General features: G+C 71.7%; 15 protein-coding genes. 2 read left to right on the top strand and 13 right to left on the bottom strand.

Translation table 11 applies throughout. The features are described from left to right. Positions 1–33: 33 nt before the first annotated feature. The 7 genes from ACFT4A_RS37115 to ACFT4A_RS37085 form a co-directional block, all read right to left on the bottom strand. Positions 34–1044 carry an SDR family oxidoreductase gene (locus ACFT4A_RS37115; RefSeq protein WP_382839568.1) on the bottom strand — a complete coding sequence of 337 codons (1011 nt, stop codon included), beginning with the start codon at positions 1042–1044 and terminating at the stop codon, positions 34–36. A gap of 74 nt (positions 1045–1118) precedes the next feature. Beyond that, positions 1119–1706 (bottom strand): winged helix-turn-helix domain-containing protein, encoded by a 588-nt coding sequence (locus ACFT4A_RS37110; protein ID WP_382839565.1) that lies wholly within the window; start codon positions 1704–1706, stop codon positions 1119–1121. Between the two features lie 118 nt (positions 1707–1824). Further along, the gene (locus tag ACFT4A_RS37105; RefSeq protein ID WP_255961307.1) at positions 1825–1947 is read right to left on the bottom strand and encodes a hypothetical protein; all 123 of its coding nucleotides are present in this window, start codon (positions 1945–1947) and stop codon (positions 1825–1827) included. 89 nt (positions 1948–2036) lie between these two features. Further along, entirely contained in the window at positions 2037–2972 is a 936-nt protein-coding gene (locus ACFT4A_RS37100; protein WP_382839563.1) for a DUF6891 domain-containing protein, read from the bottom strand. 88 nt (positions 2973–3060) lie between these two features. Further along, positions 3061–4092: a glutamine synthetase gene (gene glnII / locus ACFT4A_RS37095; RefSeq protein WP_382839561.1), complete on the bottom strand. Its 1032-nt coding sequence runs from the start codon at positions 4090–4092 to the stop codon at positions 3061–3063. A gap of 360 nt (positions 4093–4452) precedes the next feature. Continuing rightward, entirely contained in the window at positions 4453–5193 is a 741-nt protein-coding gene (locus ACFT4A_RS37090; RefSeq protein WP_382839559.1) for a hypothetical protein, read from the bottom strand. Between the two features lie 119 nt (positions 5194–5312). Then, positions 5313–5672, bottom strand: coding sequence for an arsenate reductase family protein (locus ACFT4A_RS37085; protein ID WP_382839556.1), 360 nt, complete (start codon positions 5670–5672; stop codon positions 5313–5315). A 229-nt stretch (positions 5673–5901) separates the two neighbouring features. Between ACFT4A_RS37085 and ACFT4A_RS37080 the strand changes: the two genes are divergently transcribed. Continuing rightward, a complete protein-coding gene (locus ACFT4A_RS37080; protein WP_382839553.1) occupies positions 5902–6216 on the top strand; it encodes a hypothetical protein in 315 nt (104 codons plus the stop codon). Here ACFT4A_RS37080 and ACFT4A_RS37075 read toward each other — a convergent pair. Continuing rightward, on the bottom strand, positions 6204–7277 hold the full coding sequence (locus tag ACFT4A_RS37075; protein WP_382839551.1) for an aldo/keto reductase: 1074 nt from the start codon (positions 7275–7277) through the stop codon (positions 6204–6206). The genes ACFT4A_RS37080 and ACFT4A_RS37075 overlap by 13 nt on opposite strands. Positions 7278–7372: 95 nt before the next feature. On the opposite strand from ACFT4A_RS37075, the gene ACFT4A_RS37070 reads away from it, so the two are divergent. Further along, positions 7373–7984: a TetR/AcrR family transcriptional regulator gene (locus ACFT4A_RS37070; RefSeq protein ID WP_382839548.1), complete on the top strand. Its 612-nt coding sequence runs from the start codon at positions 7373–7375 to the stop codon at positions 7982–7984. Between the two features lie 84 nt (positions 7985–8068). Here ACFT4A_RS37070 and ACFT4A_RS37065 read toward each other — a convergent pair whose 3' ends face one another. The 5 genes from ACFT4A_RS37065 to ACFT4A_RS37045 form a co-directional block, all read right to left on the bottom strand. After that, positions 8069–9697, bottom strand: a complete 1629-nt coding sequence (locus ACFT4A_RS37065; RefSeq protein ID WP_382839546.1) for an alpha/beta fold hydrolase — start codon at positions 9695–9697, stop codon at positions 8069–8071. A 40-nt stretch (positions 9698–9737) separates the two neighbouring features. After that, positions 9738–10325 (bottom strand): hypothetical protein, encoded by a 588-nt coding sequence (locus ACFT4A_RS37060; protein WP_382839543.1) that lies wholly within the window; start codon positions 10323–10325, stop codon positions 9738–9740. 1 nt (position 10326) lies between these two features. Next, entirely contained in the window at positions 10327–11244 is a 918-nt protein-coding gene (gene htpX, locus ACFT4A_RS37055; protein WP_382839540.1) for a zinc metalloprotease HtpX, read from the bottom strand. Positions 11245–11341: 97 nt separating this feature from the next. After that, on the bottom strand, positions 11342–11713 hold the full coding sequence (locus ACFT4A_RS37050; protein ID WP_382839537.1) for a signal peptidase I: 372 nt from the start codon (positions 11711–11713) through the stop codon (positions 11342–11344). Between the two features lie 50 nt (positions 11714–11763). Beyond that, positions 11764–12048, bottom strand: coding sequence for a hypothetical protein (locus ACFT4A_RS37045; protein WP_382839534.1), 285 nt, complete (start codon positions 12046–12048; stop codon positions 11764–11766). Positions 12049–12096 lie beyond the last annotated feature (48 nt).

Here is a 12096-nt window from a genome sequence, read left to right as displayed (position 1 = left end):
CGGCGCGGTGGTTCACGGGGTGGTTCATCTGCCTCATGCGCCTCCGCCGTTTGCGAGCATCTTCGCCTCCTTCTCCGGGTCGAGCCCCACCGGCGGCCGGTCCGGCCGCTGGGGCGCCGTGCCGCCGATGTCCTGGAGCCAGCTCCAGGTGTCGGCCACGGTCTCCGCCACGGGCCGGCAGGTCAGCCCCGCCTCCACCGCCCGGGAGACGTCCGCGCTGTGCAGCGCGTCGTGCAGGTCGCTGCCCGGCGGCACCCACACCGGCAGCTCGGTCCACGGCTCGACGCCCGCCTCCAGGATCACCTCCGGCGCCGTCCACCGCGGTTCGGCCGCACCGCCGGTGACCCGCGCACACGCCTCCAGCAGCGTGCCCGTCGTGGCGTGCCCCTGCGGACCGGCCAGGTTGTACGGCCCGCTCAGCTCCCGCTCGGCCGCGTGCAGGATCCACTCGGCCAGGTCCCGGACGTCCACGTACTGCAGGGGCAGCTCGCGCGGCCCCGGGGCGAGCACCGGACCACCGCGCGCCATCCGGCCCAGCCACCAGGGCAGCCGGCCGATGTTCTCGTACGGGCCGAGGATCAGCCCGGCCCGGACGAGCACCGACCGGTCCTCGCCGAACGCGTCCAGCACGGCCAGTTCACCGCCGCGCTTGTCCTGCGGGTACGCGGTCTGCTCCGCGTCGGCCGAGGCGCCCTCCACCAGGGGCGCGTCCTCGGCGTACCCGGCGGGCGGTGCCCACGCGTACACCGAGCAGCTCGACACGTACACGTACCGGCCGGCGCGGCCCCGCAGCAGCCGCGCCGTGTCCCGCACCGCGCGGGGCTCCGCCGACCAGGTGTCGACGACGACGTCCCACTCGCCCGGGTCGTCGGCGAGGGCGGCGAGACCACCGGGCGCGGTGCGGTCGCCGAGCAGCGACCGCGCGCCCTCCAGCACCTCGTGCCGCCCCCGGTGGAAGACGGTCACGTCCCAGCCCCGCCCCAGGGCCGCCTCCACGACGGCCCGCCCCGCGAACTCCGTACCACCCAGCATCAGAAGCCTCATGCCGCTGACTCTGCCCGGTGGGGCGGCGGTACGGAACGGGGATCTGCCGTCAGCAGACGGATGGGGCCGGTGGCTCAGTGGCTCACGGGAGGCACGTACTTGTAGCCGACCCGGCGTACCGTCCGGATGGTGTCGCGGTGCTCCGCGCCCAGCTTGCGGCGCAGCCGGGCGACATGGACGTCGACCGTACGGCCGTCCCCCACGTGCCCGTAGCCCCACACCGTGCCGACCAGCTGGTCCCTGGTGTGCACCCGGCCCGGGTGCGCCACCAGGTGGGCGAGCAGCTCGAACTCCAGATACGTGAGGTCGAGCGGCCGGCCGGCCACCTGGGCGGTGCGCTGCACGGTGTCGACGCGGATCAGCTGCTCGCCGCCCGGCTCGGGACCCGACTCCGGGGCGACGGGCTCCGGGCGGTCCGGCACCGCCACCGGGAACGGCGGCTGCTGGTCGGCCGGGACGAGCACCAGATAGCCGACCATCGGCGGCCGGCCCGGCAGCGTGGGCAGCGTGTGCTGCGGCGCCGGAAGCCAGGTGGCACCCGGCGGCAGCAGATCCGCGACGGTCACCACCTCGTCCCGGTCGACGGCACGCAGCCGATGCCGGGCGCTGTTCGTCGGAGGGGTGTTGAGGGTGGCGGTGGACAGAGAACGAGTGGTCGCCATGAGAGGTCAGCTCTTTCGCGCGAGGAGTTCGTCGGAGAGGTCGACGGCCGCGAGTTCGTGGTCGGGGTCGCCGAGGACGTACGCGGTTCGCGCTGGCCGAAGGCCGGGGTGTACGGCGTTAGAGGGCCGGCGCGTTCGTCGCGCGGCAACACACCCGGTCGAAGTCGTAGTCCTGACGGGACGGCCAGAAGGGCTCGAGGTCATGACGACCCGTCGCGGTGTACTTCTGGTAGCTGGCCATGGCCCCATTGAAGCAGAGAGGCCCCCGCGCCGGGACCCTCCTCTCACACCTTGGACACATGCCGGACATCCGGCCGGCATGCCGAAACCTCATCCCACCAGGCGCTTCCGCCACTCCAGGGGCCCGACATCGATCGCCTTGCCCGGGTCACCGTCCCACTCCGCGGACAGCCCGGCCGCGGCCAGCGCCGCCACGACCTCATGCCCGACGGCTCTCGTCGTCTCCTCGGAGCCGTCGAATCCGCCGTAGTAGAGCGACAGACCGTGTCCCTCCGCCGCGCCGCGTGTGGACTGGTGGTGGAAGAACACGAATCCCCGCACCTCCGGCTTGCCGTCGGCCTCCGCGCCGATCTCCGCCATGCCGCAGCCGCGGCAGCAGGTGAAGTCCTCGCGGGCGACGATGCCGGCGCGGTCCAGGGCAGCGAAAGCACGCTCCAGCCGGTCCGGGTCGGTCGGTTCGCTCCACGACTCCTGCTCGTCGACGCGCTCCAGCCACAGCCGCTCGACGATCTCGCGGGCCTGCGCCGGGGAGACGGGGGAGGAGTCCTCCTTGCCCTGCGTCAGGTACACCGTCTCGCGGATCATCGTCTCGATGTCCAGGTAGCCGTCCCGGAGCATCTCGTGGACGTACCCCTCGGCCCGCGCCGAGACCTCGGGGGCGAGCGGGGGCGGAGGGGCGGGCAGCCCGAACTCCTCGCGCTCCCAGGTCACTCCGGTGTCCCAGCCGTCCTCCTGGCGCGCCCAGCGGACCATCACCTCGGCGACGAGGCCTGGATCGGTCAGCCGGGTCACCCACAGGTGCGGAACGGACCCCGTGCGGTGCTGGAGGTCGTAGGCCCCGTCCCCGTCGCGTGCCGTCTGGATGAAGACCATCGGCCGGTCCGGTATCCGCTGCACGATGAGGAAGTGGTCGTCGTCCCCGCCGATCCGCTCCACCGACTCCCGCAGCTCCCGCGCGGCGATCCGCGTGTGCGCCCGCCCGCTCTCCGTCTTCACCTTGACCTCGAGGCCCCCGTCGATCTCCATGCGCCCCACCATGGCATGCCCCACTGACAACGCGAGGGGGCGCCCACCGCGAGCGGTGAGCGCCCCCTCGGGAGCCGGGTGGTGCCGGTCAGACCTGGCCGGCCTTCTCCAGGGCCGAGCAGCAGGTGTCGACGAGCAGGCGGGTCACCACGTACGGGTCGACGTTGGCGTTCGGACGGCGGTCCTCGATGTAGCCCTTGCCGTCCTTCTCGACCTGCCAGGGGATACGGACCGAGGCGCCGCGGTTGGAGACGCCGTAGGAGTACTCGTTCCACGGGGCGGTCTCGTGCAGACCGGTCAGGCGGTCGTCGATGCCGGCGCCGTAGTTCTTGACGTGGTCGAGCGGCTTGGAGCCCTCGCCGAGGGACTCGGCGGCGGTGATGATCGCCTCGTACGTCTCGCGCATCGCCTTGGTGGAGAAGTTGGTGTGCGCGCCGGCGCCGTTCCAGTCGCCCTTGACCGGCTTCGGGTCGAGGGTGGCGGCGACGTCGAAGTCCTCGGCGGTGCGGTAGAGCAGCCAGCGGGCCACCCACAGGTGGTCGGAGACCTCCAGCGGGGAGACCGGGCCGACCTGGAACTCCCACTGGCCGGGCATGACCTCGGCGTTGATGCCGGAGATGGCGAGACCCGCCTCCAGGCAGTTGTCCAGGTGCGCCTCGACGACCTCACGGCCGAAGATCTCGTCCGCGCCGACACCGCAGTAGTAGCCGCCCTGCGGGGCCGGGAAGCCGCCCTTGGGGAAGCCGAGCGGGTAGCCGTCCTGGAAGAACGTGTACTCCTGCTCGATGCCGAAGATCGGCTCCTGGGCGGCGAACTTCTCGGCGACCTCGGCCAGCGCGGCACGGGTGTTGCTGGCGTGCGGGGTGAGGTCGATGTTCAGGACCTCGCACAGCACCAGGATGTCGTCGCCGCCGCGGATCGGGTCCGGGCAGGTGAAGACAGGCTTGAGGACACAGTCCGAGGCGTGGCCCTCGGCCTGGTTGGTGGACGACCCGTCGAAGCCCCAGATCGGCAGCGCGTCGAGACCGGCGGGCGAGCCCGTGATGATCTTGGTCTTGGAACGCAGTTTGGCCGTCGGCTCGGTGCCGTCGATCCAGATGTACTCAGCCTTGAAGGTCACGGGCCACATCCTTCGGGGGTGTGTCTGGGCGCGTATCGCGGGTGCTGCGGCGCTGCGGCACCGATGCGCCGCGTCAACTGCCCGGCAGCCTGTCAACAGGCGATTTCCCGGCCATTGCTCGAATGTGAACCCCGTGTTACCTGGTGTGCCCGCGCCGTTCTTCGCGCCGAGAGGGCGTTTCCGCCCGGGGGAGGGGGGCGGTCACCGGCTTCCCTCCGTCAAGCCGGTGACCGGCGCCCGCGTGACCCGGACGTGCCGGTCCTGCTGCTCCTGGCCGGGAGCAGCAGGACCGGTGACACGTACCGAGGGGGCGGCCGAGGGGTGGGCCGGCGCCTCAGTGACCCGTTCGGCCGTCCGGCATCACCCCACCTTCTCGATCACGGCCCGGCGGATCAGGAACTTGCCGGGCTCACGGACCTGTTCGAAGGCCGCGTTGTTGAGCAGCGCACAGCTGCCGGAGGCCGAAGTGACCTCCACCGTCGTGGACTTGTTGTTGTCCAGGTTGGTGACCTTCAGCTGTGTGCCGACCGGGAACTGGTTGCTGGACGCGGCAGGAGCGCCGCCCTCGCCGGAGAGCGTGACGGTGGAGCCGTTGCACACCTGCTGCCCGGAGGCCGCGGCGCCACCGCCGGAGTCTTCCGCCGGTGCGGACTCCGCGGGCTGCGAAGCCTCGGCGCCGCCCTCGGCCGCGTCCTGGCCACCGCCGGCCTGCTCGCCGCCGGCCTGTTCACCGCCGGCTTGTTCACCGCCCTGTGCGGGCTGCGACGGCTGCGCGGCCTGGGAGTCCTGAGCCGACTCCCCAACCGTGCACCCCGACGCCTCCTGCTTCCGCTTGATCTCCTCGATGACCGCCTCGCGGTTGGCGATCCGGGCTTCCGACTGCGCGTCGGGATTGGCCTGCTGGTCGGCGATGAACTTCTCGTTGTTGCCGAGGGCGGTGGCGAGTCCCAGGCAGGCCGTCGACTCCGCCGCCGACCTGGTGGTCGGCGGCGAGGCGTTCGACGTGCTCGCCATGACGAAGGCCCCGCCTCCCGCCACCGCCGCCGCGCTCACCAGCAGCGCGATCTTCTTCGTTGGGCCGAGAGTTCTCCTACGCGACATGCGCGCCTCCTGAAGAGGTAGGGGAGCGTACGCCGCTATGTACGAGATACCGAACGAGGTTACTCAGCAGTTACAGGAGTCAATGAAGTGACCTGCGCCACATGCGAAAAGAGAGGTGGTCAGCGCGACAGTGCGTCCCGCACGGCCTCGTCCGTCCGGCCCACCACGGCCGTGCCGTCGTCCGCGGTGATGATCGGGCGCTGGATCAGCTTCGGGTGCTCGGCGAGCGCCTTGACCCACCGGTCGCGCGAACCGGCGTCCCGCGGCCACTCCTTGAGCCCGAGCTCCTTGGCGGCCGCCTCCTGGGTGCGCGTGATGTCCCACGGCTCGAGACCGAGGCGCGCGAGAACGCCACGGATCTCGTCCTCGCTCGGCACGTCCTCCAGGTAGCGGCGGACGGTGTAGTCGGCCCCCTCGGCGTCGAGCAGCGACACGGCGCTACGGCACTTCGAACAGGCCGGATTGATCCAGATCTCCATGCGCCCACGGTACGCGCTGCCGTCGCTGTTCGATTTTCAGCCGACCTCAGGCGCCCCTCGCGGACCTGCTGTGACGTGGCGCCAATTTCCTTGCTTACCTGGGCTTTTGCCGCGCTTGGCGGACTCCCCGTTGTCAGTGCCCGGCGGTAGAATATAAGCAGTGTTCGAGGGTGGCGCCGGGGTCGCAGAGGACTTCCGGTGGCCGCCCTGTCGCGACAGGAGGATGTCTGTGCCCGCTGCCGCTCTGAAGTCGAAGCCGTTGCCCACCCAGTCCACCGCGAAGCGTCCCGTCCTGCTCGACCTGCCGTACGCGCCCGTGGAGAAGCGGCCGCTGCCGCCGGGCCGGCCGCGCGAGTGGTACGTCACGCACAACCGTCGCCTCAAGGCGATGCGACTCGCCATCGCCCTGCTCGACTCCGGCGTCTACATGCCGAACCAGGCCCGTAACGAGACGATCCGCTGCGCGGCCGAGCAGATCGGTGTCCACCCGCCGTCGGACACGACGTGCCACATGGTGCGGGCGTTCATGCGCTACGCGCGCTGAAGCCGGTCCACCGGTGTTCCCGGCGCGGGGAGCACCGGTGGGTTCAGCCGGGCGAAGCCCTCCTGACGTTCGTAGGGGAAGTAGGGGTACGGCGCCGGGCGGTGGCTCGCCGCGTCGAGCCTCGCCGTCTGGTCCGGGGTCAGGCTCCAGCCGACGGCGCCGAGGTTCTGGCGCAGTTGCCGCTCGTCGCGGGCGCCGATGAGGACGGAGGACACGGTCGGCCGCTGGAGCAGCCAGTTGAGGGCGATCTGCGGCACGGCCTTGCCCGTCTCCTCCGCGATCTCGTCCAGCGCGTCGACCACGGCGTAGAGGTGCTCGTCGGCGACGGGCGGGCCCTGGTCGGCGGTGCGGTGCAGCCGGCTGCCGGCCGGGAGCGGTGCTCCGCGGCGGACCTTGCCGGTGAGGCGCCCCCAGCCGAGCGGGCTCCAGACGATCGCACCGAGGCCCTGGTCGAGGGCGAGCGGCATGAGCTCCCACTCGTAGTCGCGGCCGATGAGGGAGTAGTACACCTGGTGGGCGACATGGCGCGGACGGCCGTGCCGCTCGGCGGTCGCGAGGGACTTCATCACCTGCCAGCCGGAGAAGTTGGAGACGCCGGTGTAGCGCACCTTGCCCGCCTGGACGAGGGTGTCGAGCGCGGCCAGCACTTCTTCGACCGGCGTTCCGGCGTCGAAGGCGTGGAGCTGGAACAGGTCGATGTGGTCGGTGCCCAGTCTGCGCAGGGCGTCCTCGCAGGCGGTGATCAGACGGGAGCGGGAGGAACCCGCGTCGCCCGGTCCGTCCCCCATCGGCAGACCGGTCTTGGTGGAGACGATCACCTGGTCCCGGCGGCCCTTGATCGCCTGCCCCAGCACCTCCTCGGAGGCGCCGGCGGAGTAGACGTCGGCGGTGTCGAACATCGTGATCCCGGCGTCCAGGCAGATGTCCACCAGGCGGCGCGCCTCCTGTGCGTCGGTCGTGCCCCACGCGCCGAACAGCGGGCCCCGCCCGCCGAAGGTGCCGGCTCCGAAGCTCAGCGCGGGAACCATGAGTCCGGACGCGCCCAGTCGCCTGTATTCCATCTCGGCCCCTTTCGATCTCCACTAACGGGTCTGTAGTTCCGTTAGTGGTCACTAAGGTAGCAGGGCGAGACGGTTAATGGAACAGGAGTGCCGTTATGGCTGACGGAGGCGAGCCGGGGACCCTGCGGCCGGGAGGGCGCACGGCGCGGGTACGGGAAGCGGTGCTGCGGGCGGCCGAGGACGCCCTGACCGAGCAGGGCTTCACCGGCCTGGACCTGGCCGACATCGCCCGCCGCGCCGGAGTCGGCAAGACGACCGTCTACCGCCGCTGGGCGACGGTCACCGGGCTGGTGGCCGACCTCCTGCTGGACATGGCCGAGCAGTCCGCCCCCCGCACCGAGACCGGCTCGCTCCTCGGCGACCTCACGGCCAACGCCCGGCTGGTGCAGCGCACCCTGACGGACCCCCGGCAGGGGCCGCTGTTCAAGGCGCTGATCGCCGCCGCCACCGGCGACCCCAAGACGGCCGCGGCGCTGCGGCGCTTCTACGACATCCGCGTCAGGGAATGGGCTCCCTGCGTACGGCAGGCCGTCGACCGGGGCGAGGTGCCCGAGGGCACCGACACGCATGAGGTGATCCGCGCCGTCTCCGCCCCGCTCTACTACCACCTGCTGATCAGCGGCGGCCGGCTCGACGGCGCCACGGCCGACCGGGCCGCCGAGGCCGCCGCGACCGCGGCACGCGCGGGCGTGTACGTACGGGCCTGAGACCCCGAGGCCCCGAGGCCCTGAGGCCCTGAGGCCCTGAGGCCCTGAGGCCCCGAGGCCCCGAAGCCCGAGGCGGCCCCGGCCTCAGACGTACCGTTCCATCAGCCCCGTCACATACGCCTCCAGACGCCCGCCCAACACCTCCGGCGTCAGGTCGGTCCGCCCCAGCTCCCGCCAAGGGACCGCCAGTTTCGCCGCGTCGGGGACGTAGGCCAGGGCGTCGAGCAGCCGCCAGTACAGATGGTCCGGGCCGTCGGCCAGGCGCCGGCCGCCGTGTGCCTCGTAGCGCTCACGGAACCCGAGGCCGTACTCCGGGCCGTGCAGCAGCGCGAGCGCCGTCGAGCAGTGGGCGACATCCAGGTCGGCGGGACCCCACGAGGTCTCCACCCAGTCGACGACACCGCCGATCCGCAGACCGGCCCCCGAGCCCGTGAACAGCACGTTCCCGGGGTGGAAGTCCCGGTGCAGGAAACAGCCCTCGTACGGCGGGGGATCGCGGCGGATGACGTCCACGGCCCGCTCCCAGCCAGGGGGAACGCCCTCCGGCGACGTCCACGCCTGGTACGCGCGCGGACGCTCCTCGGGAACGACCCGGTGGATCCGGGCCAGTTGAGCCGCGAGCAGCTCCACGCGCGCGTCGAGGTCCTCCTCGTCGACCCGGACCCGCCCCGGCAGCACGGACATCAACAGGGACGGATGGTCACAGTGCTCGGCGGTCGCGTCCACGCCGATCAGCTCCGGGGCGGGCACGCCCTCCTGCCCGGCCAGCAGCGTGAGCACGTCCGCCTCGCGGGCCAGCAGCCCGGGGGCGTGCCGCCGGAAGAAGGGCTTCACGAAGGTCCGCAGGGCGAGGGAGGTGCCGTCGTCGAGAGTGAGCCGCCGCATCTGGGCGCTCCAACCACCCTTCAGGAAAGACGACTTGTCGACCGTACGGCCCTCCGGGAGCTGCTTGGCCACCCACGCCCGGGTCGCCGTCCAGCCCTGCTCGCCGAGCCCGGTCAGCACGGCGGTGACGAACGCCCGCCGGTCGTCGGGACGGTCCCGGAACCACAGGCCCAACCGGTGCTCCGCCTCGGGAAGTTCCCAGTGGGTGAACTGGGCGCGCCGGGCCAGGGCCTCCGAGACGGCCTCCGTCACGGCGGGCGGGATGACCTCGTCCGTGCCCGGCACCGCGAGCACCGCCCGTCCCTCGTACGCCCGCAGCACGTCGAGGGCGGACGACGTACGCCAACTGCCGGGCCGGCGGATGATCTCGCTGAACGGTCCGTCACCCTCCCCGAACGGCACGTCCCACGCCTCGGCCGCGTACACCGCGGGCGCGCACAGCCCCAGGGCCGCCACCCGGTCCCCGTAGTGCCGGGCGAGATCGGCGACCGTCTGACCGCTCATGCTGAAGCCGACCAGGACCAGCGGTACGTCCCCGGGCGCGTGCGCGTCGATCACGGACACGGCCTGCTCGAAGCGTCGGCGCAGGCTCAGCTCCCGCAGCAGGCCGGTGCTCTCCCCGTGGCCCGAGAAGTCGAAGGCGAGCGTGTGGCAGCCGTGCGCGGCGAACTCCGACAGCAGCGGTATCAGCCGCTCCTTGCTGCCGTTGCCCGCGCCGTGCAGGACCACGGCGGTCGCTCTCGCCGACGCGACGGCACCGCCGGACAGCCCGCTGAGCCGTTCATCGCCGATGGTGTGCGTGAAAGGGGTCAACTCCAGCTCACTCATACGGCCATTCACTCACGCCGCGCAGGCCCGTGAGGGGCGGTCACAGCCCGGGCGCTCCCCACACCGGGAACCAGCGGCCGAGATCCTGCTCGATCCGCAGATCGCCGGCGAGCGCCGACCGCACCTGGAGCTCCAGCGCGTTGTCGCGCCGCTGCGCCCCGCCGCCCGACAGGGGAGCGAACGGATAGAAGGTGCCGCGCTTGTAGAGGTAGACCAGGGCGAGCCGTCGGCCGGCCCGGTCGCGGAACCCGGCCAGGGAGCACAGCAGTTGCGGGCCAAAGCCGTTGACCTCCATCTGGCTGTTCACGGCGTGCAGGTCGTTCACGAGCGCGTGCAGCTGGTCGGGGGCGCGGTGCGAGACCAGCCAGGAGTAGCCGTAGTCGTCCTGCCGCAGTTCCACCGGTGGGCCGTCGCGCTCGGTGTCGGCGTCCAGCAGGGCCTGCACCTCGCGGTGGCTCTGCTCGAAGGCCGCGCCCTCGACCGTGGCGAAGCAGACCGCGCCCTGCCCGGTCGGGGTGAAGCCGGCCGCGGCCTCCAGGGTCACGGCCGCCGACGGCAGCGCGAAGAGCCGGTCGAGATCCGCCACGACCGGCTTGGTCCGGCCGAGCAGGATGTCCAGCAGCCCCATGTCACACCCCTCCGGGTGCCGCCGCCTCGCCCAGCTCGGCGGAGATCCGGCCCAGTTGGTCGAGACGCTGCTCCAGGCTCGGGTGGGTCGAGAAGAGCCGCGCGACACCGGGCTCGCGGCCCAGCGCCGGGGTGAAGTAGAAGGCGTTGAAGGCCTGGGCCGTGCGCAGGTCCTTCGTCGGGATGCGGGCGATGTCGCCGGAGACCTTGGTGAGGGCCGAGGCCAGCGCCGAGGGCCGGCCGGTGAGCAGCGCGGCGGCCCGGTCGGCGGCCAGTTCCCGGTACCGGGACAGGGCGCGGATCAGCAGGAAGCTCAGCGCGTACACGGCCGCGGAGATCCCCATCACCGCCGCGAAGATCACCGCCGTGTTCTGGTCCCTGCGTGCCCCGCCGAACAACTGCGAGTAGAAGGCGAATCGCACGATCAACCCCGCGATCACCCCCAGAAAGGACGCGACCGTGATCACGGCGACGTCCTTGTGCGCCACATGCGACAGCTCGTGCGCGAGGACGCCCTCCAGCTCGGCAGGCTCCAGCCGCCGCAGCAGCCCGGTCGTCACACAGACCACGGCGTGGTCGGGGTTCCGCCCGGTCGCGAACGCGTTCGGCATGTCCATATCGGACACGGCCACCACCGGCTTGGGCATGTCCGCGATCGCACACAGCCGGTCCACGACCCCGTGCAGCTCGGGAAACTCCTCCCGCTCCACGACCCGCCCGCGCATGGCGTACAGCGCGATCCGGTCCGAGAACCAGTACTGAGCCCCCAGCAGCCCCGCCGCGACCACCACGACCAGCACCCAGGACTTGAGCAGCACGATCAGCGCCGCGACGAACCCCACGTACAACAACCCGAGCAGGAACAGCGTGATCCCCATACGGGTGGTCAACCGCCGGTCGCTCCGGAAGCGACTGTGCATCTGCATCACCCCGCAGTCAGGCACTCGTCCCACTGCCAGTGTGCACCCGGCCTCTCCCATGAACGGGTCGTGATCGACCCCAGGAGTGGCAAAGGCGTCAGCCCTCCGCACCCACCGCGTACCCCGGCACGGACGGCCACCGGACGGTCAGCACCACCGACTCCTCCTCCGCCACCCAGGAGTGATCGACCCCGCGCCCCCACACGACGTAGTCCCCCTGCCGCTCCAGCAGCACACTGCGCCCGGGAAGCTCCACCCGGAACCGCCCGCTGATCAGCACCAGCAACGCGGTCCGCTCCTCACCCCGCACCCACTCCGCCCGCTCGTCACCCTCGGGATGCACACCCCACTTGACCTCGACGGCCTCACTCCGACGAGGATCCCCGACGTCCTTGAAGTGCCCGAGAATCCACCCACGGTCCAGCACGGCGTCCGCACCCGCGTTGCCCACATACACGCTGTCGTCCACGCGCCGGGACGCTAGCAGCCGCCTGGCCTGCCCTTTCGGTGCAGGCCCCGCTACGGCGCCCGGAAGTTGATGTACCCGAGCAGCACGATCACCGCTGCCACACAGCCGAACACCAGGGCTGTGGAGATCCACGACGAGCGGGAGCGGCGGGCGGGTGAGCGGCGGCGGGGCGACCGGTGGTCGGGGTCGGGGCGGAACGGTACGGGGCCGGGAGGGTTGTGCTTCCAGCGTGCGGCGAGCATACGGGCCCGGGCCGAGGGCTCCTTGTGCTCGGCGTCGTCCGCCCATCTGAGGTCGAACTCGCGCTCCTGGCCGTCTTGTTCGTGCTCGGACATTCCCACTCCACCCCCGTGTGGTCCTGTCAGCAGAATAGAACATACGAC

It is taken from the genome of Streptomyces sp. NPDC057099, assembly GCF_042671245.1.
Classification (GTDB): Bacteria; Actinomycetota; Actinomycetes; order Streptomycetales; family Streptomycetaceae; genus Streptomyces; species Streptomyces purpurascens.
This window is presented reverse-complemented; position numbering and strand designations above follow the sequence as displayed.